We start from the raw sequence: 22,239 nt of genomic DNA on the forward strand, positions 1-22,239 counted from the left end.
AAGACATGAGGATGAGGAAGTCCTCGATCGTGGCGCTCAGCATGGCCACCGCGCTGACGCTCACCGCGTGCAGCGGCAACGACAACCCCGACACCGACCCGAGCGCAAGCGGCTCCGGCGGCGACGGCGGCACCGCATCGGGCGCCGCCCTGACGATCGCCAAGCCGGACGGCGCCATCACCACGGAGTCCAACAACCCGTGGATTGGTGACTCGTCCGCCCTCGCCTGGGCTACATCAACGCCCTGTACGAGCCCCTGGCGATCGTCAACCTCGTGGACCCCTCCGCCGAGGTCGAGCCGTGGCTCGCGGACACCATCGAGTGGTCCGCCGACTACACGTCGCTCACCCTGACGGCGAAGGACGGCGTCACGTGGTCCGACGGTGAGCCCTTCACCGTCGAGGACATCGCCTTCACCTTCCAGCAGTTCATCGACTTCCCCGAGCTCGACGCGGCCGCCATCGGCCTCGACTCGGTGGCCGTCGAGGGCGACGCGGTGACCCTGAGCTTCCAGGCGCCGATGTACGTCAAGCAGGACAAGGTGCTGCACAAGCTCATCGTCCCGAAGCACATCTGGGAGGGCGTCGCCGACCCGACCGCCGAGGTCAACCTTGACCCCGTAGGCACCGGACCGTACTCCCTCACCCAGTTCACCTCGCAGTCGGTGCAGGCTCGACGCCCGCGATGACTACTGGGGTGGCGAGGTGGCCGTCCCGACGCTGTTCTACGTGTCGTACAACGACAACACCGCGCTCACCACCGCGCTCGCGAACGGCGACGCCGACTGGGCACAGGCGTTCATCCCCAACGTGCAGTCCGCGTACCTCGACAAGGACGAGAACAACGTCTACTGGGCGCCCGCTGGCCTCGGCATCGACACGATGTTCGTGAACACCACCACCGCTCCGTTCGACGACCTGGCCTTCCGCAAGGCCGTGAACATGGTCGTCGACCGCACTCAGCACCAGGCGATCGCTCGTGAGGGCGGCGTGCCCGAGCCACGTCGGTGACCGGACTGCCCACTCCCGCAGGTGACGCCTTCATCAACCAGGAGTACCAGGGCGTCAACTACGAGGTCGACGTCGACGGAGCCAGGGCCGTTCTCGAAGAGGCCGGCTACGCGTGGGAGGGCGACGCCCTCATGAACCCCGACGGCGAGGCCGTCACGTTCACCATCCAGGTGCCGCAGGGCTGGAACGACTACGTGACGGGCATCTCGCTCATCGCGGACTCGGTCGCGGCGCTCGGCGTCGAGGCCACCGTCGCCACGCCTGACGTCGACACCTGGTGGGCCGACCGCTCCAACGGTGACTTCCAGGCCGTCCTCAACTGGACGGACACGGGTGCTACGCCCTACGACATCTACAGCAACATCATGGATGGCCGCTGGCTGATGCCTGTGGGCGAGGCCGCGAACTACAACTTCGGCCGCTACGACAACCCGAAAGCGACCGAGGCGCTGAACGCCTACGCGACGGCCACCGACGACGCCTCGCGCGCCACGGCACTCGAGGAGGTCCAGCAGATCTTCGTCGAGGACGTGCCGGCGATCCCGATCGGCACCCGCCCGTTCATCAGCGAGTTCAACACCCGCAACTACGTGGGGTGGCCCTCGGACGCTGACCCGTACGTCAACGCCGACCCGACCCAGCCCACCACCGTCAAGATCCTCACGAGCCTCACGCCCGCGAGCGACAGACGCCCCCTGCGGTGGGGCCGGGGATGGCACCCGGCCCCACCGCCCGCACAATTCAAGGAGACCTGCGTGACCTCCGACCCTCTGCTCACGATTGACGGCTTCAGCGTCGTGTACGACGTGGAGCCTCCCGTGGAAGCCGTGCGAGACGTCTCGCTCGAACTCGCCCGCGGTGAGATTCTTGGCCTCGCCGGTGAGTCCGGCTGTGGCAAGACCACCCTCGCCTACGGCGTGCAGCGACTGCTCAAGGCGCCCGCCGTCATCACCGGCGGCTCCGTCGTGTTCCACGACGCTTCCGGGGACGACGTCGAGATCAACGCCCTCGATGAGGACCAGATGCGGGCCTTCCGCTGGGACAAGGTCTCGATGGTCTTCCAGGGCGCGATGAACGCCCTCAACCCTGTGCTCGCCATCGGCAGCCAGGCTCGACGACGTCTTCACGACGCATCGGCCGCGCATGTCGAAGGCCGAGCGCCGTGAAGAGTGCGGAAGGCTGCTCGACGTCGTGGGCGTCGGCCGTGACCGTCTGCGGTCCTACCCGCACGAACTTTCGGGCGGTATGCGCCAGCGCGTCATGATCGCCATGGCGATGGCCCTGCGGCCCCAACTCATGATCATGGACGAGCCCACCACGGCACTCGATGTGTTGGTGCAGCGCGAAATCCTCCAGCAGATCAGCGCGCTGCGACACGAGTTGGGGTTCTCCGTCATCTTCATCACCCACGACCTTCCGCTGCTGCTGGAGATCTCCGACCGCATCGCCGTGATGAAGGACGGACAGATCGTCGAGATCGACTCCGCGCAGCAGATCTACCGCGACCCGCAGCATCCCTACACGAAGCGCCTGCTGGGGTCCTTCCCCAGCCTCACCGGCGACCGTGGCGACTTCGTGCGTGGCACCGACAAGGCGCCCGACGCGGCCCAGGCATCGGCCGTCGATGCCGGCGCCACCGAGGAGGACCCCTCATGACCACGCTTGAGTTCCAGGGCGTCTCCAAGCGCTACCACGTGCGCGGTGCGGGCGACATGCTCGCGCTTGACGACGTGAGCTTCACCCTCACCTCGGGCCAGACCATCGCGCTCGTGGGCCAGTCGGGCTCGGGGAAGTCGACCATCGCCAAGATCCTGACGCAGGCGGAGCGCGCTACGAGCGGAGACGTCCTCCTCGACGGCGAGCCGATCCCGCGCCGCGGGAGTGGGCTCCGTCGCTACCGCCAGCGCGTGCGCATGGTCTTTCAGGACCCCTTTGCGTCGCTGAATCCGTATCACACCATCCGTCACCACCTGGCGCGCCCGCTCGCACTTGACCACGTGGTGCCCAAGGACCAGATCGAGGACGAGGTGCGCAGCCTGCTCACCCGCGTGCGGCTCGATCCCGACGCCACCATCGACAGGCGTCCGCACGAGGCTCTCCGGCGGTCAGCGTCAGCGCGTGGCTATCGCCCGCGCGCTTGCCTCGCGCCCCGAGTTGCTGATCGCGGACGAACCGGTGTCCATGCTAGACGTGTCGATCCGCCTGGGCGTCCTGAACCTCCTGGCGGACCTCCAGCGCGAGTCGAACCTCGGCGTCCTCTACATCACCCACGACCTCGCCACCGCGCGCCACTTTTCTGACCAGATCATGGTGCTTCACCACGGTGTCGTGGTGGAGCGCGGCCCCGCCGATGACGTGATCCTGAATCCCCAACACGAGTACACGAGGGCGCTACGTGACGCGTCGCCCGATCCCGACAAGCACTTCGCCGGTCCCGCTGGCGAGGCGACCACGAGGAGCGATGCGTCGTGAGATTCCTCCTGCGCCGCCTGGCGTTCTACCTGTTCACCGCCTGGGCGGCGATCACCATCAACTTCTTCCTGCCGCGCATGCTCAAGGGCGACCCGGTCACGGCCTACCTGCAGAAGAATCAGGGAAAGGTCAGCCCCGAGGCGATCGACTCCCTGCGCACGCTCTTCGGGCTCGACTCCGACGCCTCCCTGTGGCAGCAGTACCTCGACTACTGGGGCCAGGCTCCTGCGCGGCGACCTGGGAGTGTCCTTCTCCAACGGCCTCGCCCCTGTGTCTGAGGTCATCGCCTCGGCCATCCCGTGGACCGTGGGTCTCGTGGGACTCGCCACCGTGGTGAGCCTTCCTCCTGGGCACCACGCTCGGGTCCGTGGTCGGCTGGCGTCGCGGATCCCGAGCCGATTGGGTGGTGCCGTTCGCCACCTTCTTCTCGACGGTGCCGTACTTCTGGATGGCGCTCGTGGTGATCGCGATCTTCTCCACCACCCTGGGCTGGCTGCCCGCCTCGCACGCCTATGACAAGGGTTCGGTGCCCGCGTTGTCGTGGGACTTCATCGGCGAGGTCATCGCGCACGGCACCCTCCCCGCGCTGACCATCATCGTGTCCTCGCTGGGTGGCTGGATCCTCGGCATGCGCAACATGATGGTCACCGTCCTCGACGAGGACTACGTGACCGTCGCGCAAGCCAAGGGCCTTCGACAGCGTCGCGTCCTCACCCAGTACGCGTCGCGCAACGCCGTGCTGCCGCAGTTGCAGTCGTTCGCGCTGTCGCTCGGCTTCATCGTGGGCGGCACGCTCGTCATGGAGATGGTGTTCTCCTACCCGGGCCTCGGCAAGGCTCCTGCTCGACGCGACCAACGCGAAGGACTACCCCCTGATGCAGGGACTGTTCCTCGTCATCACCCTCGCGGTGCTCTTGGCCAACATCCTCGCGGACGTCGCCTACGCGATTCTCGATCCCCGCACCCGGCAGATGGAGTCCTGACATGACCTTCACCTCCATTCCCGACGCCTCCGACGGCGCCCTCCCCACCGAGCCCAAGCGCCCCACCGCGGCCAGTCGCGTCAGCGCCTCGTTCGCGATGTTCCGCAATGGCAAGTCCATCGCGGGTCTCGTCATCGTGGGCTTCTTCGTGGTCCTCGCGGTCTTCGCCGAGTGGATCGCCCCCTACGACCCGCTCGAGAAGGACTTCCAGGCGCTGCGGCAGGGACCCTCCGCGCAGCATTGGCTCGGCACCACCCACATGGGCGAGGACGTCTTCAGTCAGATCGTCTACGGCACCAGAGGCGTCCTCATCGTGGGGCTCGTGGCCGGTGTCCTCGCGACGCTGGTCGCCGTCATCGTGGGAGTCACCGCGGGCTACGTCTCCGGCTGGAAGTCGGAGTCGCTGTCCGCCCTCACCAATGTGTTCCTCGTGATCCCGGGGCTGCCGCTCATCATCATCGTCGCGTCGCAGTACGAAGACCCGTCGATTGTGTTGATCTCCGCGGTCATCGCCATCACCGGCTGGGCGTGGGGAGCGCGCGTGCTGCGCGCCCAGACCATGTCGCTGCGGCATCGGGACTTTGTCCAGGCAGCCAAGGCCAACGGCGAGAGACTGCACCGCATCATCGCGGTGGAGATGCTGCCCAACCTCACGGCCATCATCGCGTCGAGCTTCGTGGGCACGGTCACCGCGGCCGTCCTCGGATTGACCACGCTGGCGTTCATCGGGGTGATCCCCATCACCAACCTCAACTGGGGCACCATCCTGTTCTGGGCGCAGCAGAACGGAGCCTTTCCGGACTATTGGTGGTGGTACATCCCCGCCGGAGTCTGCATTGCGCTGCTCGGCATGGCGCTGTCGCTGATCAACTTTGGTATCGATGAGTACGTCAACCCCCGCCTGCGGTCCGCGGGCGAGAGGGCGCGTGCGATGCGCAAGAAGGGGCTGTCGACCTCGTCGGGAGTCACCGCCGTGCGGACTGCACCCACGGACGAGTGAGCGCCGCTACGGTGACACCCATGCGTGTTGTGGTCATGGGTGTCACCGGTTGCGGCAAGACGACGGTGGGCATGCGCCTCGCCGATGCGCTCAAGGCGGAGTTCATGGACGCGGACGACCTTCATGCGGCCGATGCGGTGGCACAGATGGCGGCGGGTGTGCCCCTGACGGACGAGGACCGCTGGCCGTGGCTCGCCCGCGTGGGGGAGTGGCTGGAGGGCCGCGACCGTGCAGTCATCGCCTGCTCGGCGCTGCGGCGGGTCTATCGCGACTGCATCAGGGACATCGCTGGTGAGGACGTGGTGTTCGTCCATCTCGCCGCGCCGCAAAGCGTGCTGGAACCGCGCGTGCGCCTGCGCGCCAAGCGCGACGGCCACTTCGCCGGTGCCGGGCTGCTGGACTCGCAGTACGCGACCCTCGAGGCGCTGGAGGCTGAGGAGATCGGTGGCACCGTCCGCGTCGAAAACTACGACCCCGCGGGCGCCGCGCTGGTGGCGCGCTCGATTGTGGAGTCCGCGGGGCGATGAACGACTGGTGGCCGGTCACGGGTGCGGTGCGCGGCCACGCCGCGAGCCTCGGGCCGGTCGACGCGGAGTCCATGACGCGGGTGTTCCTGCCCATCGAGGGGAGGGCGACACGCTGCTCACGTGGCGCGATGTCGCGCGCGTCGACGAGGCTCGACGCCGACGCGCGGTTTCAGGAGCCTGGTGCCGGATCACGAGAGACGAGACCTGTTCCCGTGCTCGGCCGCTGTGCCGGTTGACGTCGTCGAGCGACTGCTTGCCGCGCTCGCGGAGACGGGGCTGGGCGGGAACGTCGACCTCGTGAGTTGGGACGTCTATGCGGAGGATCGGCTGTGGCGTTCGCTTGGCGCGCGGCCGATCGCATTCGCGTACGGCGCTACGCGCTGGCACGATGGCGAACATGTGCGGCTGGCAGACCAACCACTGGAAAGCCTGCTGACGTGGGCGGGAGACGCGCTGTTCTTTCCCGTCGCCGTCATACCGGCGTCGCGCGACTGGATGATCGGCGCGCCCGGCTATTCGGACTCGCTGTACGTCTCGGGACCGTGGGCCCTCTGCCGTGCGCTCGAGGAGCACGGTCTCGAGGTGGCGACGGTCGACCGCCGATCGACCGTCTACCTGCCCTCCGACCAGGACTGACGGGGGTTAGGCCCCGAAGCCCACGCGGCGCTTAGCCTCTTCGCCGATCTCTACGTAGCCGAGCGAGCCAGCGGGAACCACCACGCGGCGGCCCTTCGCGTCGGTGAGGTCGAGCGTGGCGCCGGCCACCGCATCGGCCACCTTGGCGGCGACCTCGTCGCCGGACAGGCTCCGTCTCGATGACAATCTCTCGCGCCACGTTCTGCACGCCGATGCGAATCTCCACGGTGTCCTCCCAAGGTCGGGGTGTTGAGGTCTGGCAACTATCGTAGGGGGTGATGGACGAGGAGAAGCGACTGTTCGCGGGCAGGGGAATCACGCCCCGAGGCGCCCTAGTGGTCGCAGGCATCGTGGTGGGCGCCTTCGCGCTCGGCATCGGCGTCGGATGGGGGACCAGCCTCGTCGGAGACCAGGCTCGCTGCGCCCGATCCGTCCGTCACGGCCTCACCGTCGCCCTCCGACACTCCGGCTCCGGACGTGTCGGTCGCGCCCATGGAACCCATCGAGCGTGACCTCGACGAGGCCGATGCCACGGCTGGGCTGGTGTCCCTCACCGTGCCCGAAACCGCGGACGGCACTTTTCACACGGTCACGACCGATGCCGAGCCCACCGGAGACGCGAAGTCGGTGAAGTGGGTGCGGGTCGAGACCGAGGACGGCCTCACGATGGACGGCGACGCGTTGTCGACCTTCGTCCTCGACACGCTCAACGACCCCCGCAGGCTGGGGCGCCAAGGGCCTATACGAGTTCGTGCCCACCACCGGAGCGCCCGACCTCCGCATCGTGATCGCGAGCCCCTACACGGCGGCGCTGAGGTGCCCCACGCCGCACGCGGCCGCGCGCATCGGCGCCGCGACGGAGGCCACGACCTCGCCATCGCCGACCCCGAGCCCTGAGGTCAGCGCGGCCTCGACCTGTGCCGACGAGGGACTCGTGATCGTGTCGCAATACGACTGGGCCGCAGGGCTTGCCGCGTTCTCAGAGGACCGCACGGCCGCTCGGGAGTACCTCGTCAACCATGGCGTGGGACACGTGCTCGGTGAGGAAGACGCGGTGTGCTCATCCGGCAGGGCAGCCGTCATGGTGGACCAGACCGACCTGTCCGACGAGTGCGACGCCAACCCGTGGCCGTGGCCGGACGAGCCGGTAGCGAGCGACGAGCCATCCGTCGCACCCAGCGCTAGCACCGAGGACGAGTAGCGCGCGTGCCACGCCCGGCGATGTCGGCGGCGTGTGGTGAGGTAGGGCCATGTCGCTGATCGCACTCGTGCAGCCCACCCGTCGGGGTGCGGCCATCGTGCTCGATGCCGACCAGGACGCGGCCGTGACCAGCATCGTGGAGGGGCCGGGCAACGTGGTTGTGGTGGGTCCGCCCGGCTCGGGCAAGACCAGCGTTGTTGCCGCGGCAGCCGCACGGGCGGTGGCCGCGGGCGTGCGCCCGGACCGACTCCTCGTCCTCGCCCCCACCCGTGCGGCAGCCGCCTCGCTCCGCGACGTCGTCTCCGCGGCCGTCGACAAGGCCACCGGCGTGCCCGTGGTGCGCACGGCTGCCTCGGTGGCTCACGCGATCCTCGCCGCGCGCGCCGAGAGTGAGGGCGAGCCCCCTCCCAGCCTCATCACTGGTGCGGACCAGGATGCGATCCTGCGCGACCTCCTCGCCGGTCACGCCCGCGGCGAGGGCTCGCGCCCTGACTGGCGCGACGTCGTCCCCGACGAGGCGACGCTGCTGCCTGGCTTTCGCGCGGAACTGCGTGACCTCATCATGCGTGCCACCGAGGCGGGCCTCGACCCCGAGGGGCTGAGCGATCTCGCTGCACGTACCGGGCGCCGCGAGTGGGCCGCCGCGGCCGAAGTGCTCGGCGAGTACCTCGACAACGTCATGTGGCGCACCCTACTCGAGGGTCAGGGTCTGCGCTACGACCCGGCGGGGGTGGCGCGGGAGGCCGCAGTGGCGCTCGATACGTGGGAGCCCGCATGGGGGCCGGCGCCCGAGTGGGACCTGGTCATCGTCGACGACTACCAGGACGCGACCGCAGCGGTGATTGCGCTCGTGGAGGCCATGGCGCACGTCGGAGCCCGCGTGGCGCTCGTCGGGAACGCCGACGAATCCGTCCAGGGCTACCGAGGCGCCGTTCCCTCGGCCCTCGGCGAGGCGACGAAGGCAGCGGGGAGGCACGCGTTTGATGCCTCGCTGGTTCGGCTCACCACGAATCACCGCCAGCCCGAGGCCCTTGCGAAGGCCGTCGACGACATCGTGGCGCGGATTGGGACGCAGTCGGTGGGCTCGGCGCGCAGGCCGTCGAGCGACCTGATGCCCGAGCACGACGGCGCAGACGCCGGAGCCTCCCGCCGAAATTCTCGTGGCCCCTCACCGGTATGCGCAGTCGCGTGCGATCGCCGCGGCGCTCAGGCGCTCGAGGCACGGGCTCGACTCGGAGCCGGTCCCGTGGCATCGCATGGTGGTCATCGCGCGCTCCAATGGTCAACTGCGGGCGCTCCGCGAGGACCTCCTGTCTGCGGACGTGCCGTGCGAGTCGCTCGGCGACGGAGTCGCGCTTCACGAACAGGCGGTCATCGAGCCGCTTCTTGGCATGATGCTCGTCGCGGCTGGCGCGCGTGAATGGGACGAGCACCTCGCGACCGCGGTCTTGGCATCCCGCCTGGTGGGCCTCGACCCCGTGGCGCTACGCCGCCTGCGCCGCGCACTGGTGCGCGAGGATCGCGAGGCCGGCGGGCTGCGACCGGCGGGCGACCTCCTCGCCGAGGCCATGAGTGACCCCGCGCGTTTCGCGAGTGTTGGCGGACCTGAAGCCCGGGCGGCACAGCGCGCGGCGGCAGCGGTCGCGGCCGCGCGGGACGCGGTGGCCGAGGGGCAGGCGGCACCCCGGCGCGTGATCTGGACGCTGTGGCAGACGCTCGACCTTGCCGACCGGTGGAAGGCCGCCGCGCTCGCGGGCTCGGCGCGCGACGATGCCGACCTCGACGCCGTGATCGCGCTCCTGCGCGAGGCCCAGAACGTCGAGGAGCGCATGCGAGGCGCCACGGCGCAGAGCCTTCGTGGACCACCTCACCTCGCAGGAATTCGCCGTCGACAGCCTGGGGGCGAGGGCTCAGGGCACCGATGCCGTCTCCTTCGCCACGCCAGCATCGGCCGCGGGCCGCGAGTGGGACGTGGTGGTGATCGCCGGAGTCGAGGAAGGGGTGTGGCCCAACCTGCGACTGCGCGACTCCGTGCTGGGGGCCCAGCACCTGTCCGAGATCCTCGCGTACCGGGCGGACCCAGAACCGCTCGACGCCGAGCGCCGGTCGCAACTGGCCCGTGCCGCACGCCGTACCGTCCTCGACGACGAGGCTCGGGCCTTCGCCGTCGCCGTGTCCCGCGCGCGCCGAAGCGTCGTCGTCGCCTGCGTCGAGGATGAGGACACGCGCCCGTCGCGCTTCGTCGACTGGTTGTCCACCGCGGTGGGTGTGGAGCCACAGGCGACCGGCACCGTGCCGCGCGTGTCCGACCTGCGACACGCCGTCGCGACCCTGCGCGCCCATGGTGCGAGCGCGGAGTCCGAGGCTCGCTCCGGGTATGCCGCCGCGCTGGCGCTGCTCGCTCAGCGGGATGTCTCCGGCGCACACCCGCGGTCGTGGAGTGGCGTCGCCGAGCCGTCGACCGCTGAGGGCTACTTTGCCCCAGATGAGCCCGTGAGGGTGTCTCCCTCCCGCGTCGAAGCGGTCGAGCGGTGTGCGTTGCGCTGGGCGCTGGAAAGCGCGGGTGGCGTGGGCCAGGACAGCGAGAAGCAGCAACTCGGCACGCTGATTCACGAACTCGCGCAGCAGCATCCCGCGGGCACCTACGACGAGTTGATGGAAGCGCTCGACGCCCGCTGGCACGAACTCGCGGGCACCGAGACCCTCCCCGACAAGATGCTCCGCGAGAAGGCGGAGGCGATGGTGTGGCGCCTCGCCAGTTACCTGGGATCGAGTCCCGTGGATGCCGTGGAGGCTCGAGGCACGATTTGAGGTGACCATCGATGATGCGCTGCTCACGGGCAGCGCCGACCGTGTCGAACACCGGGGCGAAGCCTACGCGCATCGTCGACCTCAAGACCGGCAGTGCGGCCTACGCGGGAGACCCCGCGACGCATGCCCAGCTTGCGATGTACCAGGCGGCCGCCGCCCACGCGGCCTTCACCGGCGTCGATCATGCCGACGGTGCCGCACTCGTGTTCGTCGGGGGCTCCACCAAGGGTCACTCGGTGCGCGAGCAGTACCCATCGACGTGGAGGAGCAGCGCGCCAGGCTCGGCGACGTGGTGTCCACCATGCGATCATCCGCCTACGTGGCCACCGCCAACGACATGTGCGAGCACTGTCCCGTGCGCCGCGCCTGCCCCGTCCAAGCCGAGGGGCGCCAGGTGAGCGAATCATGATGACAGAGGACCTGGAGACGGGGCGCGTCGCGGGCCAGGCGCGGTCGGTGGCGGAGCCTGTCCGCGCTCATCGACCCGGACACGACTCCCACCCCCGAGCAGGCACAGATCATCGGCGCGGGGCTTGAGCCAACGCTCATCGTCGCCGGAGCGGGGTCCGGAAAGACCGAAACCCTGTCGATGCGCATGGTCTACCTCCTCGACCACGCGCACGACCTCTTTGGTCGCGCGCTCAGCCCCGACGAAATCCTGTGCCTCACGTTCACCCGCAAGGCCGCCGCCGAGATCGCCGAGCGCGCCGGGGCCCGCATCGCCGCCGTCTTCGGCGAGGACCCCGCTCGCCCTCCCGTCAGCGTGGCGACGTATAACGGCTACGCGGCCTCGCTGGTCGCCGAACACGGCCTCCGGCTCGGCGTCGACCCCGACGCCGCCACCGTCACGGACGCGGCGCTGTGGCAGATCGCAGACGACATCGTCACTCACTGGGAGAGCCCCGTCGCCTCGGGGGCGGCAGTGAGTACGCTCACGGGCGCCGTGAGTCGGTTCGCCGCGCAGACCCGCGAGCATCTCACTGACCCGGCCGCCGTGCGTGACTGGGCCGAGCGAACCCTGACGAGTCTTCAAGGCCTCCCCGGGGCTAGAGGCGGCACCGCGCTGGTGAACGCGAACGGCAACCCCACCGAAGAGGCGAAGCAGGCTCAAGCAACTCGCGACGCTCATCGACCTTGCGCCCATGGCGCAAGAATTCCTGCGCCGCAAGCGCGACGGGTCCTTGCTGGACTTCTCCGACCAGGTGGCATACGGCGTCGCCCTCGCCGACCTCGCACCCGTCCAGGCCATCGAACGCAGCCGGTTCCGTGTGGTGCTGCTCGACGAGTTTCAGGACACCTCGCCCGCGCAACTGCGGCTGTTTGCACGCATGTTCGGCCCGGGCCACCCCGTCATGGCGGTCGGTGACCCGAACCAGGCCATCTACGGCTTCAGGGGTGCCTCGGCGAGTGCGCTGTCCTCTTTTGTCGCCGAGTTCGGTGGGGACGATGCGGTGGTGAGCCGCACGTTGTCCGTCTCGTGGCGTAACGAGGCCTCGATCCTCGCCGCCGCGAACTCCGTCGCGAAGGCGCTTCCTCTTCATCCCTCGGTGCGTGTGGAGCCCCTGCGGTCCACCGGTCAGTACCTGGGCCGTGACGAACCGCGTCGTGCCGCTCCCGGCGTCGCCGCACACATGGCGATGGACCTCGCGGCGGAGGCCGATGCCATCGCAGCCTTCATCGTCGCTCGCCGCAGCGAGGCTCGCTCGGCGCGGAAACATCCCCTCTGCGGCGGTCCTGTGCCGACGGCGCGTGCAGTTCGGCCCGCTCGTCGAGGCGTTCACCCGCGCCGGCATCGACTTCGAGGTCGTGGGTCTCGGGGGCCTGGTGGATACCCCCGAGGTGGCGGAGGCTCATCGCCTTGCTCCAGGTCGCTCACGACCCCTCACGCGGCGACTCCCTCATGCGACTCCTGGCCGGCGAGCGGCTCGCGCTCGGACCCGCAGACCTCATGGCACTCAAGGACTGGAGCGATCGCGACCGCGACCGCAGGGATCCGCGCGAACACGCCCCCACGATCGTGGACGGGATCGACACGCTGCCCGCACCGGGCTGGGAGTCTCATGCGGGCCGAGTGTTGTCCGCGGCCGCGCACGCGCGGCTCGGTGATCTTCGTGCCGTCATCAGGGCAATTCGCGAGCACACCTACCTGTCGCTGACGGAACTCATCGTGTTCGCCGAACGAGCCTGGGGGCTCGACATCGAGGCGGAGGTAGCGCGGCCGGATGGCCGGGCCGCCAGGAACGTGGACGCCTTCCTGGACGCCGCACGCTCCTTCGCGGCTGGTGCGGAGCGCGCCACCCTCGGAGCGTTCCTGACGTGGCTCGAGGCCGCCCGCCGCGAGGAACGGGGGCTCAGCGCGCCGGTCAAGGAACCCGAACCCGGCGCGGTGCAGATCCTCACCGCCCACAGCGCCAAGGGCCTCGAATGGGACATCGTCGCCATTCCCGGCATGACCCACGGCACGGGGAGCGGCGCCAAGAGCCAGTTCCCCTCGGGGTCTGTGCCCAAGGTCTCTCACATCGACGGCGAGCGCCGCATCCTTGTCAACGACAGCGCATGGCTGTCGGAGGCGGGCGCGCTCCCGTATCCGCTGCGCCTCGACCGCGACGACCTCCCCGCATGGGACCTCGGCGACGTCGCCGACAGGGACACTCTCAAGGAAGCCATCGCGGCCTTCAAGGCGGAGGCGGGCGAACACAGCATCGACGAGGAACGCCGACTGTTCTACGTCGCCGTGACCAGGGCGCGCTCCCACGTCCTTCTCACCGGCTCGTGGTGGACCACGTCCGTCTCGCCCTCCGCCCCGTCTTTGTTCCTGCGGGACCTCCTGGACGCAGGCATCGTCAACGACGCCGGCTGGGCGCCGCCCCCCGCAGCCGACGACAATCGACCCGTCGCGCCTCCCGCCACCGGAGTTTGGCCTCGCCCCGCGACCCCGGAGCAGAGCCGTCGCCGAGCCTTCGCCGCGGACGTGGTGGCGGCGATGCCCGCCGTTGCGGCCGAGCCGCCACCGTGGTCCACGCTGCCGTGGGGCCGAGACATCGAAGCCATGCTCGCAGAGAGGGCGTCCCGCTCGGACGGCCGCGGCACGGTCGCACTTCCCGGGCACCTGACCACCTCGCAGTTGGTGTGGATGCACCGCGACCGCGCGGGCTTCGCCGACCACCTCCGCAGGCCGCTACCCCAGGAGCCCACCCTCGCCTCGGCCCGAGGCACCGCACTGCACGGCTGGATCGAGTCTCACTTCGGGCACCCCACGCTGCTCGGCGCGGAAGACCTGCTCCCCGAGGACGCCGTCGAGGACGGCGAGGTCGCGGCGCTGCGCGCCACCTTCGAAGCCTCGCCGTGGGCGCGCAGGACGCCGTCTGACATCGAGGTGCGCGTCGAGCCGCCCGTCGACGGCATCACCCTTCGCTCGCGCATCGACGCGGTCTTCCCCGCAGGCCACGGGCTCGAACGCGTCACGGTGGTCGACTGGAAGTCCGGCAGGCCCCCGCGCGACGAAGCAGAACGCGCCGCGCGCGAGGTGCAGGCTCGCCGTCTATCGCCTCGCCTGGGCGGAGTGGAAGGGACTGGCGTTGGAGGACGTCGACGCGGCCTTCTACTACGTGGCTGCGGATGAGACCGTCTGGCCGGAGCGACTGCTGGGACGCGCGGAGATCGTCTCGCTACTACGCGGCGACACGACCGCGTAGCAGCCGCGTCAGCGCCGCTGGCGACTGCGGTAGCCGTCGCCCTGGTCGTCGAACAACATGGTCTCGAGGTCGGCAAGCATGCCCTCGCCATCAGAGACCACATCGGCGTTGTCGGTCCGGACGCCGTACATCAACCAGCGCAGCAGGGCCATCTCCGACGAGAGGCGGGCGCGGTCGATGAGGTGCGGGTCGCGCATCTCGCGGCGGCGCATGCGGTAGGCCTCGAGGATGGATTCCAGGATGTCGTCCGGTGCGGCGGCGACGAGCCACGCGAGGTCATCGGCCGGATCCGCCACCCGTGCGTCCATCCAGTCGACCACTCCGCGCACGCTGTCACCGGCCACCATGACCTGGTGCTCGCCGAGGTCGCCGTGCACCACGGTGGGCTCGAAGCGCCACCACGCGACGTTCTCGAGTTGCTGCTCCCAGCGGTCCGCGAGGCGAGGGGGCACCTTGCCGGTCTGCATGCCGCTGTCCAGGCTCCGAGAGGCGCCGCTGGCGATACTCCTCGGCGTCGTAGGCGGGAAGGCCCTCGTCTTCGACGAGCGACGGGGGCAGGCTCATGGATCTCGCCCAGCGCGCGGCCGAGCGCCGCGGTCAGGCCGGGGCCGGGCTCAAGGCGAGACAGCACCAGGGGGCGCCGGGAACCTCGCTGTAGACGATCGCCCTGCCGTCGCCTGCGGGCTCCATCTGTGCCGCGCCGCGGGGGCGCGGGACGTCAAAGGAGAGGAGGCCGGTGTCATGCGCGCGGCCCAGAGCCTTCAGGAGTGACCGCTCGGCCTCGAGGGCAGCGCCGGCGGCGGCGCGGCGCGGTGCGCGAACGATCCACCGGGTGCCGGTCGAGTCCTTGACCACCACGACGTCGAAGTCGGCGTCCGAGTGGGGGCTGCGCAGCACGTCGTAGACATCGAGGCCGGGAACGGCTGCCGATGCGAGCGCTGCCAGCGCGAGAGGAGAACGAGGCACGCCCTCACGCTAGAGCAACCAGGCCCCACGCCGCCACGCTCCACGCCGTCATCGGGCGTTCACCGGTGCCGTAGCGTGGGGCGAGTGAGTGCGCCCGTGTTTCTTGATGCCCCGTTGCTTGTCGACCGTGCGGCCGAGTGCCGTGATTCCGTCGACCTCGCCGCGGCCCACGCGGTGGTGGTCGTCGACGGCGCGGTGCTGGTGCGCGACGGCCAGGTGGTGAGGCTCGCGCCAGGCTCCCACCCGCAGGCGGCGCTCGTGGCGTTCCTCGGGCAGGCACAGGGTCAGGACCTCGCCCTCGTCGTGCCCGAGGACGGTGCACAGGGAGTCGCGGACGTCCTCGCGGCCGGCGCCGAACTCGTCGCCCTTCGACCGCTGCTTGCCACCCTCGACGCGCGTCACGATGGCGCACTCGACCGCGAACTTGCCACCACCGCCGTGGCGCTAGCGCGCTGGCACGGCAACCACCCTCGCTGCGCCCACTGCGGCGAGCCGACGGTGCCGACCAGCGGAGGGTGGGTGCGACGGTGCGAGGCGGAGGAGCGCGACCACTATCCGCGCACCGATCCCGCGATCATCGTGGCCGTCACAGATGCCGACGACCGCCTCCTCGTGGCGCACGCGTCGACCTTCTCCGCGGGCCGCTACTCGCACCTCGCGGGCTACGTCGAGCCGGGCGAGAGCTTTGAGCAAGCCGTCCACCGAGAGGTGGCGGAGGAGGTGGGTCTTGCGGTCGCGGACATCGAGTACGTCGGGTCCCAGCCGTGGCCCTTTCCGGCCTCAGTGATGGTGGGGTTCCGTGCCACGGCGGTGTCGCTGGCGCTGAGCCCCGATGGCGTGGAGATCACCGACGCGCTGTGGGTGACGCGCGCGGAGTTGGACGCGGCGACCGAGGCCGGGCGCATGGTGCTGCCGCCAGCAGGGTCGATCGCGCGCAGTCTGCTAGAGCAGTGGCGCCAGGGCGCAGCGGCCGATGTCGGCGCCGCCTGACACGATGTCCGCGATGTCAGCAGATCAGATCCTCGAAGCCCTCGACCCCGAGCAGCGCCAGGTCGCCACGGCGCTGCACGGGCCCGTCTGCGTGCTCGCAGGTGCGGGTACGGGCAAGACCAGGGCCATCACTCACCGCATCGCGTACGGCGTGCGGGTCAATGCCTACAACCCTCAGTCGGTGCTCGCCGTAACGTTCACGGCGCGAGCCGCGGGCGAGATGCGTCAGCGTCTACGCGCACTGGGCGCCCCCGGTGTGCAGGCCCGTACGTTCCACGCCGCGGCGCTGCGCCACCAGGTACTTCTGGCCCCAGGTCGTCGGCGGTCAGATCCCGGGACTGGTGGAGCACAAGGCGCCCCTCGTGGGCAGGGCCGCGCGCGTGGCGGGGCTACAGCCCGACCGCCTGACGGTGCGCGATCTCGCGAGCGAGATCGAGTGGGCCAAGGTGTCGCTCGTCTCGCCCGATGACTACGTCAGGGTCGCGGCCGATGCCGGACGGCCGGCGCCCGCAGGTGTCGAGCGCCGCCAGGTCGTTGACGTCATGCGCGCGTACGAGGAGGCAAAGACGGAGTCGGTGGTCCTCGACTTCGAGGACATCCTGTTGCTGCTGGCGGACATCATCGGCCGCCATGGCGAGGTCGGTGAGCAGATTCGCCGCCAGTACCGGCACTTCGTCGTCGACGAGTACCAGGACGTCTCCCCGCTGCAGCAGTTCCTGCTGGAGCAGTGGATGGGGGACCGCAACGAACTGTGCGTGGTGGGCGACCCGGCGCAGACCATCTATTCCTTCGCGGGCGCCAGCCCTCAGCACCTGCTCGGCTTCACCCGCACCCATCCGAACGCGACCGTGGTGCGCCTGGTGCGTGACTACCGCTCGACGCCTCAGGTGGTCAACCTAGCCAACGGCCTCATGGCCCAGCGTGGCGCGGCGGGCATGGGTGTCGAGCTCGTGTCACAGCGCCCGTCGGGCCCAGATCCGGCGTATCTCACCTATGAGGACGACGCGGCGGAGGCCGCGGGGGTGGCGGAGCGCATCTCGCGGCTTGTCGCCGCGGGGACGTCGGCGTCCGAGATTGCCGTCCTGTACCGGATGAACACTCAATCGGAGGCAATCGAGGAGGCGCTGAGTTCGCGCGGCATCGGGTACCTGGTGCGGGGCGGCCAGCGCTTCTTCGACCGCGAAGAGGTACGCAAGGCCATGGTGCTGCTGCGCGGGGCCGCAGTCGCGCCGTCCGACGAGCCGCTCGGGTCGCAGGTGCGCTCGGCGCTCGCGGACGCGGGCTGGACCGAGGAGCCTCCCGCCGCGCGAGGCGCGGTCCGCGAACGCTGGGATTCTCTCCAATCGCTTGTCCAGGCTCGCCGACGACGTCGACGAAGATGCCGGGGGAGGTGCCACCATGCGCGAGTTCGTCGAGCACATGGTGGAGAGGGCCCAGGCACAGCACGCGCCCGCCGTCGACGGCGTGACGCTGACCACCATGCACGCGGCCAAGGGCCTCGAGTGGGATGCGGTCTTCATCATCGGCTGCTCGGAGGGCCTCCTGCCGGTCAAGATGGCGGAGACGCCCGAAGCCGTAGAGGAGGAACGCCGCCTGCTCTACGTGGGGATCACCCGTGCGCGCGAGCACCTCCACCTCGCCTCGCTCGCGCGCGCAAGGAGGGCGGTCGTGCCACTCGCAAGCGCACGCGCTTCCTGGACCGATGGTGGCCCGATGCGACCCGGCCGCGTCCGCGCCGTGCCACCACGACCGACTCGCTGCGGGATCTCGATGCCGACCAGTTGCGCCTCTACGAGGCGCTCAAGGCCTGGCGCCTGGCGATTGCTCAGCGCGACGCCAAGCCTGCCTTCACGGTCTTCGTCGATTCGACACTCGTCGAGATCGCTCAGCGCCGGCCGGGCACGAGGGGGAGCTCGCGCAGGTGCGCGGAGTGGGCGCCTCCAAACTCGAGGCGTACGGCCAGCAAGTGCTGGACGTGGTCGCCGAGACCTGAGCGACACCCGAGCGTGCCCGCACCGTCATGGCCAGCGGGCTCGCTCGGCCGCCTCGACATCGCCGACAGGACCCGCGGCGCCGCATCCGCAGGCGGGGTGCGCGGTCACATCGGCCCTGGTGATTTCGCCGACGAGAGGCACCCGCCACGCCATGCCAGCGGGCACCCCGGAGGTGACGCACGCGTGTGCGGCGAGCATCGCCGCGACGGCGAGGGGAGCATCGGCCATCAGCGGAGCCCGCGTCGAGCACTGGGCGGCGAGCCAGGCGTGATCGGGATCGGCATCGACCTTGGCGAGGTCGGCGCAGGTGCCACAGGCGCCCTCACCCGGCACCACCAGGGGGCCGACGGTGAGCCCCGCATCGTCGGTGGTGACCACCAGATGCGTGCGGTCGCACGCCATGAGCCGGTGGGCGACCGGCGGAGTGACGCCGACCCCGATGAGCACGTCGAGGTCCGTCGCGGCGTGGGAGCCGAGCGCGACGGCGCGTGGCGCGATGCGCTGCAACTGCCCGAGCGCGCGCGTCAGCGAGGCTCCGGCTCTCTCGCCGGGCTCATCGCAGGCGAATCCCGCGCTGCCGCCCAGGCGAATGATCGCCGCCACGATGGCGGCGCCGAGCGGACCCGGATCGTGCACCCTCACCCTGACGGCGGGCGGCGCCGCGTCTGCGACAAGCGCACCGTGCTCCGCGAGGCGCTGCCAGATGAGCGCGTGCCTGCTGACGTCAGCGGGGGATGGGGGCACACCCGATTCGAGGGACTGGACAAACGCGACCTGCTGAGGGTCGAGGTCACGAAGCACCAGTGGCGAAGCCAGCCCGATCTGCAGGCTGCCGTCGGATCGCACCAGCACCGGTACCGAGGGTCGAAGTCGCATGGACCGAGACTTGCATCCTGGGCCGCGCGCAGCGCGTTATCCACAGCCCGTGATCGACGCGCGGAAACGACGACGGCGGGCCGCCCCTGAAGGGGCGACCCGCCGTGACGCGTAGTTCGCGGTAAGGCGATTACGCCTTGCCGAGAATGCGGTTCAGGCTTGGTGCCGCACTCGGGGCAGACAGCCTTCGCCATACGGCGGCCGTTCTCCGAGACAACAACGTCACCCTCGGTGGTGCGCTTGTCCTTGCACTTCACGCAGTAGAACTCGCCCTGGTACTTGTCGGCCATGTGCCTTCTCCTTCTCTTCGTCGCATGACGCGTGAACGCCCTGCAGTCTGGTGGCCCAGCGGGCCGATCAGGACCCAGCGTAGACGGGGACGGTGCATTTGCAGCACAAGCGCCCCGCCCCGTGTCGCGCTGAATCACACCTGGGGGGTGGCGGCACCGTCCTCGTCGTCGCCGGACGCGTCGCCCGACCCGTCGCCGGATTCGCCCTGCGCCGCGCCCCGGAGCAGGCTCCTCGAGCGCGCGATCCACGTCATCGGCCTCGCCGCCGCCATCGACCCACCGCGTCACCCAAGCGGCGCGGTCGTCGAGGTCGCTACTGGTAGGCAGCATGTCGGGGTGGGCCCACACCGCGTCGCGGGATTCGGTGCCCGCACGCGCGGTCACCTCGCGCCACAGCGCCGCGGCCTCGCGCATGCGTCGGGGCCGCAACTCGAGGCCGAGAAGTGTCTTGAAGGCGTCCTCGGCGGGACCGCCTGCGGCGCGACGACGTCGCAGCATCTCGCTCAGCGCGCCGATGGACCCGAGGTGCGGTGCAGCCGCGCGGAGCGTCACCTCGTCGACCCAACCCTCGATGAGGGCGAGCAGGGTCTCGATCGACGCGAGCGTCTCCTCCTGCTCCTCCGAGTGGCGCGGGTTGAAGATTCCCTCGGTCAGCGCTGCCTGCAGGCTTTGCGGGATCGGTGACACCGATCTCGGACACGGCGCTATCCAACGCCTCGAGATCGATGCGGATGCCGGCGGCGTAGCGCTCGATGAGGTTGTGCACGTGGCCCGTGAGCCATGGCGTGGCGGCGAATAGCCGCACGTGCGCGGCCTCACGCAGTGCGAGGAACGTGAGGACCTCGTCGTCGGGGATGTCGAGCCCCGCCGAGAACTCGCGGATCACGCTGGGCACGAGCGTCACGCGGGGCTCCGCCAGCAGCGGGAAGCCAAGGTCGGTGACGCCGAAGGTCTCGCGGGACATCTGGCCCGCTGCCTGGCCCATGTGCATTCCACATACGGTGGGGCTCACGGACTGCACCAGAGCGCCAGCCTCCTCGCCGCCGAGGCCCATGGCCTCCATGGCGGATCCGGACCCGTCCTCGCCCTTCAGGATCTGGCTCAGTGCCTGGGAGACGCTCACCGCGACCGGTCCCGCGATCACGCGCCACGTCGGCAGCGTCGCCTCGACCCATTCCGCGCGGCTCATCACGCGCGGCTCCAGGACGGCGGGATCGAAGTCGGTGGCGGCATCGAGCCACAGTTCCGCACGCGACACGGCGGCCCGATGCTGTTGCGCGACGGCCGCGGTGACGGACGGGTCGCCGCTTTGCGCGGCAACCCCGCGGGCGACGTCGTGCGCGAGGGTCCAGTTGACGTCCTCGCCCTGCGACTGCGTGATGAGCGAACGGATCTGGCCGAGGACGTGATCCATCATCGCCGGGTTGCCGAGCATGCCCGAGGCCTGCGCGAGAGCACTCGGGTCCATCCCCATGCGCTCAAGTTCTGCGAGGGCGGCCTCGGCGTCGTCGCCGAAAAGCTCTCGCAGGAGGCGCATCCAGGGGGTGTTGTCGTCGGTCACGCGGGCTCCCGGGGTCGTGCCGCCCGCGCGGTTCGCGGGCGTCGGGTCAACGGTAACGCGGGCAGGCGCGAGTTGGGCTGGTCGTTCGCTATGAGCAATGATGGAGCGGTGACGAACGAGCCGGACCCCTTCGCCCCCGTCGAAGATGTCGTCGAGCCCACCGCCCGCAAGGACCTGGTGCTCGCCATCACCGGCCTCGGCGCGGCACTCATCCTGGCGCTGCTGTCGGTCCTTCCCGCCCAGTTCGCCGTCGGGTCACCGGGCCCCACGTTCAACACCCTCGGCGAGGATGAGGACGGCACGCCCGTGGTCGAGATCTCCGGCGCTCCCACGTATCCCGCCTCGGGAGAGTTGCGCCTGACCACCGTGTCAGTGGGGAGTGCCTCCAGCGGGTGGTTCACGCTCGGGCAGGTGCTGCGCGGCTGGGTCTCCGACGCCCGCTATGTGCAGCCCGAGGAGGCAGTGCTGGGCGATCCCGATGAGCGCGACGCCGTCGAGCAGCAGTCGCAGGAGCAGTGGATCACGTCTCAGCAGTCGGCCACCGTCGCGGCGCTGGGGGCGCTGGGCCAGGAGGTCCCCGCCACCATCACGGTCGCGGAGTTCACCGACGAGTCGAACGCTCAGGGCCTCCTCGAGGAAGACGACGTCATCACGGCGATGAACGGCACTCTGATCGACTCCTACACCGACGTGTTCGACGTGCTGGGCACGCTCGACGCCGGCGATGACGTGACGGTGACTGTGACCCGTGGCGACGAGACTTTCGATGAGACGTTTGCGACGCTCGACGATGGCAGTGGTGGCGCGGTCATGGGCATCTACGTGCAGCCCGAATTCGACATGCCCATCGACGTGACGGTGAACGTCGAGCAGGTGGGTGGTCCGTCCGCTGGCCTCATGTTTGCGTTGTCGATCATGGACCAGGCTCACCGAGGCCGACGAGCCTGCGTGACGCCCACGTCGCGGGCACCGGCGCCATCAGCGCCGATGGCGATGTCGAGCCCATCGGCGGCATCCGCATGAAGCTTCACGGTGCCCGCGATGCGGGCGCGACCTACTTCCTGGCACCCGTCGAGAACTGCGACGAGGTCGTTGGGAACATTCCGGACGGCTTGTCCGTCTTTGCCGTCGACGACCTCGACGACGGCTACACGGCCATCCAGGCGATCGGCGCGGGGGACACCTCCGGGCTGGCCACCTGCGAGGCCTCCTGATTACGCTGGACCC

General features: G+C 69.9%; 21 protein-coding genes and 10 pseudogenes. 21 read left to right on the forward strand and 10 right to left on the reverse strand.

What is annotated here, in order from left to right; translation table 11 throughout:
* The first annotated feature begins 5 nt into the window (after positions 1–5).
* The 10 genes and pseudogenes from QQK48_RS11745 to QQK48_RS11790 all read left to right on the forward strand — a co-directional run bounded on the left by QQK48_RS11745 (position 6) and on the right by QQK48_RS11790 (position 6,628).
* Positions 6–353 (forward strand): hypothetical protein, encoded by a 348-nt coding sequence (locus tag QQK48_RS11745; protein ID WP_284328571.1) that lies wholly within the window; start codon positions 6–8, stop codon positions 351–353.
* On the forward strand, positions 275–688 hold the full coding sequence (locus QQK48_RS11750) for an ABC transporter substrate-binding protein (RefSeq protein ID WP_284328572.1): 414 nt from the start codon (positions 275–277) through the stop codon (positions 686–688). The genes QQK48_RS11745 and QQK48_RS11750 overlap by 79 nt, the downstream gene beginning before the upstream one ends.
* A 16-nt stretch (positions 689–704) precedes the next feature.
* Positions 705–1,010, forward strand: coding sequence for an ABC transporter substrate-binding protein (locus QQK48_RS11755; RefSeq protein WP_284328573.1), 306 nt, complete (start codon positions 705–707; stop codon positions 1,008–1,010).
* A pseudogene (locus QQK48_RS11760) lies at positions 1,007–1,309 on the forward strand (ABC transporter substrate-binding protein); the annotation flags it as partial. The gene QQK48_RS11755 and the pseudogene QQK48_RS11760, both read left to right, overlap by 4 nt.
* 456 nt (positions 1,310–1,765) lie before the next feature.
* Positions 1,766–2,666, forward strand: a pseudogene (locus QQK48_RS11765) (ABC transporter ATP-binding protein).
* Positions 2,663–3,482: pseudogene (locus QQK48_RS11770) on the forward strand (ABC transporter ATP-binding protein). Before QQK48_RS11765 ends, QQK48_RS11770 begins: the two co-directional pseudogenes overlap by 4 nt.
* Positions 3,479–4,465, forward strand: a pseudogene (locus tag QQK48_RS11775) (ABC transporter permease). Before QQK48_RS11770 ends, QQK48_RS11775 begins: the two co-directional pseudogenes overlap by 4 nt.
* A gap of 1 nt (position 4,466) precedes the next feature.
* Complete coding sequence (locus tag QQK48_RS11780) at positions 4,467–5,465, forward strand: ABC transporter permease (RefSeq protein ID WP_431308341.1); 999 nt, start codon at positions 4,467–4,469, stop codon at positions 5,463–5,465.
* A gap of 20 nt (positions 5,466–5,485) precedes the next feature.
* Positions 5,486–5,992: a gluconokinase gene (locus QQK48_RS11785; protein WP_284328575.1), complete on the forward strand. Its 507-nt coding sequence runs from the start codon at positions 5,486–5,488 to the stop codon at positions 5,990–5,992.
* Positions 5,993–6,172: 180 nt separating this feature from the next.
* Complete coding sequence (locus QQK48_RS11790; protein WP_284328576.1) at positions 6,173–6,628, forward strand: hypothetical protein; 456 nt, start codon at positions 6,173–6,175, stop codon at positions 6,626–6,628.
* 6 nt (positions 6,629–6,634) lie between these two features.
* Here the strand turns inward: QQK48_RS11790 and QQK48_RS11795 are convergent.
* Positions 6,635–6,854 (reverse strand): annotated as a pseudogene (locus tag QQK48_RS11795) (DUF3107 domain-containing protein).
* 106 nt (positions 6,855–6,960) lie between these two features.
* Positions 6,961–7,122 carry a hypothetical protein gene (locus tag QQK48_RS11800; protein ID WP_284328577.1) on the reverse strand — a complete coding sequence of 54 codons (162 nt, stop codon included), beginning with the start codon at positions 7,120–7,122 and terminating at the stop codon, positions 6,961–6,963.
* Positions 7,123–7,379: 257 nt separating this feature from the next.
* On the opposite strand from QQK48_RS11800, the gene QQK48_RS11805 reads away from it, so the two are divergent.
* Both QQK48_RS11805 and QQK48_RS11810 read left to right on the forward strand, forming a co-directional pair.
* Complete coding sequence (locus tag QQK48_RS11805) at positions 7,380–7,829, forward strand: DUF3152 domain-containing protein (protein ID WP_284328578.1); 450 nt, start codon at positions 7,380–7,382, stop codon at positions 7,827–7,829.
* A gap of 49 nt (positions 7,830–7,878) precedes the next feature.
* Positions 7,879–9,249, forward strand: coding sequence for a UvrD-helicase domain-containing protein (locus QQK48_RS11810; protein WP_284328579.1), 1,371 nt, complete (start codon positions 7,879–7,881; stop codon positions 9,247–9,249).
* A gap of 64 nt (positions 9,250–9,313) precedes the next feature.
* Here QQK48_RS11810 and QQK48_RS11815 read toward each other — a convergent pair whose 3' ends face one another.
* Positions 9,314–9,700 (reverse strand): hypothetical protein, encoded by a 387-nt coding sequence (locus tag QQK48_RS11815; RefSeq protein ID WP_284328580.1) that lies wholly within the window; start codon positions 9,698–9,700, stop codon positions 9,314–9,316.
* Here QQK48_RS11815 and QQK48_RS11820 point away from each other — a divergent pair.
* The 4 genes and pseudogenes from QQK48_RS11820 to QQK48_RS11835 form a co-directional block, all read left to right on the forward strand.
* Complete coding sequence (locus tag QQK48_RS11820; protein ID WP_284328581.1) at positions 9,687–10,640, forward strand: PD-(D/E)XK nuclease family protein; 954 nt, start codon at positions 9,687–9,689, stop codon at positions 10,638–10,640. The genes QQK48_RS11815 and QQK48_RS11820 overlap by 14 nt on opposite strands.
* 14 nt (positions 10,641–10,654) lie before the next feature.
* A complete protein-coding gene (locus tag QQK48_RS21890; protein ID WP_431308423.1) occupies positions 10,655–11,038 on the forward strand; it encodes a PD-(D/E)XK nuclease family protein in 384 nt (127 codons plus the stop codon).
* Between the two features lie 80 nt (positions 11,039–11,118).
* A pseudogene (locus QQK48_RS20000) lies at positions 11,119–11,514 on the forward strand (UvrD-helicase domain-containing protein); the annotation flags it as partial.
* A 268-nt stretch (positions 11,515–11,782) separates the two neighbouring features.
* Positions 11,783–12,013, forward strand: a pseudogene (locus QQK48_RS11835) (UvrD-helicase domain-containing protein); the annotation flags it as partial.
* A 301-nt stretch (positions 12,014–12,314) separates the two neighbouring features.
* Here the strand turns inward: QQK48_RS11835 and QQK48_RS11840 are convergent.
* The gene (locus tag QQK48_RS11840; protein ID WP_284329472.1) at positions 12,315–12,494 is read right to left on the reverse strand and encodes a hypothetical protein; all 180 of its coding nucleotides are present in this window, start codon (positions 12,492–12,494) and stop codon (positions 12,315–12,317) included.
* 4 nt (positions 12,495–12,498) lie between these two features.
* On the opposite strand from QQK48_RS11840, the gene QQK48_RS11845 reads away from it, so the two are divergent.
* The gene (locus QQK48_RS11845; RefSeq protein WP_284328584.1) at positions 12,499–14,262 is read left to right on the forward strand and encodes a 3'-5' exonuclease; all 1,764 of its coding nucleotides are present in this window, start codon (positions 12,499–12,501) and stop codon (positions 14,260–14,262) included.
* Between the two features lie 81 nt (positions 14,263–14,343).
* Here QQK48_RS11845 and QQK48_RS11850 read toward each other — a convergent pair whose 3' ends face one another.
* Both QQK48_RS11850 and QQK48_RS11855 read right to left on the reverse strand, forming a co-directional pair.
* The gene (locus QQK48_RS11850) at positions 14,344–14,802 is read right to left on the reverse strand and encodes a phosphotransferase (RefSeq protein ID WP_284328585.1); all 459 of its coding nucleotides are present in this window, start codon (positions 14,800–14,802) and stop codon (positions 14,344–14,346) included.
* Between the two features lie 130 nt (positions 14,803–14,932).
* Positions 14,933–15,301, reverse strand: coding sequence for a protein kinase family protein (locus QQK48_RS11855; protein ID WP_284328586.1), 369 nt, complete (start codon positions 15,299–15,301; stop codon positions 14,933–14,935).
* A 96-nt stretch (positions 15,302–15,397) separates the two neighbouring features.
* Between QQK48_RS11855 and nudC the strand changes: the two genes are divergently transcribed.
* Both nudC and QQK48_RS11865 read left to right on the forward strand, forming a co-directional pair.
* Positions 15,398–16,291, forward strand: coding sequence for an NAD(+) diphosphatase (gene nudC / locus QQK48_RS11860; RefSeq protein WP_284328587.1), 894 nt, complete (start codon positions 15,398–15,400; stop codon positions 16,289–16,291).
* Positions 16,275–18,284, forward strand: a pseudogene (locus QQK48_RS11865) (ATP-dependent helicase). Before nudC ends, QQK48_RS11865 begins: the two are co-directional and overlap by 17 nt.
* Before the next feature lie 25 nt (positions 18,285–18,309).
* Here QQK48_RS11865 and QQK48_RS11870 read toward each other — a convergent pair.
* The 4 genes and pseudogenes from QQK48_RS11870 to QQK48_RS11880 all read right to left on the reverse strand — a co-directional run.
* Positions 18,310–18,921, reverse strand: a complete 612-nt coding sequence (locus QQK48_RS11870; RefSeq protein WP_284328588.1) for a hypothetical protein — start codon at positions 18,919–18,921, stop codon at positions 18,310–18,312.
* Positions 18,922–18,923: 2 nt separating this feature from the next.
* On the reverse strand, positions 18,924–19,451 hold the full coding sequence (locus QQK48_RS21895; protein WP_431308424.1) for a DUF5679 domain-containing protein: 528 nt from the start codon (positions 19,449–19,451) through the stop codon (positions 18,924–18,926).
* A 339-nt stretch (positions 19,452–19,790) separates the two neighbouring features.
* A pseudogene (locus tag QQK48_RS11875) lies at positions 19,791–20,138 on the reverse strand (zinc-dependent metalloprotease); the annotation flags it as partial.
* Between the two features lie 10 nt (positions 20,139–20,148).
* A pseudogene (locus QQK48_RS11880) lies at positions 20,149–20,988 on the reverse strand (zinc-dependent metalloprotease); the annotation flags it as partial.
* Between the two features lie 132 nt (positions 20,989–21,120).
* On the opposite strand from QQK48_RS11880, the gene QQK48_RS11885 reads away from it, so the two are divergent.
* Both QQK48_RS11885 and QQK48_RS11890 read left to right on the forward strand, forming a co-directional pair.
* Positions 21,121–22,035: a PDZ domain-containing protein gene (locus tag QQK48_RS11885; RefSeq protein WP_284328589.1), complete on the forward strand. Its 915-nt coding sequence runs from the start codon at positions 21,121–21,123 to the stop codon at positions 22,033–22,035.
* A complete protein-coding gene (locus QQK48_RS11890; protein WP_284329388.1) occupies positions 22,026–22,226 on the forward strand; it encodes a hypothetical protein in 201 nt (66 codons plus the stop codon). Before QQK48_RS11885 ends, QQK48_RS11890 begins: the two co-directional genes overlap by 10 nt.
* Positions 22,227–22,239 lie beyond the last annotated feature (13 nt).

The sequence above is a fragment of the Demequina litorisediminis genome (assembly GCF_030161615.1).
GTDB classification, from domain to species: Bacteria; Actinomycetota; Actinomycetes; order Actinomycetales; family Demequinaceae; genus Demequina; species Demequina litorisediminis.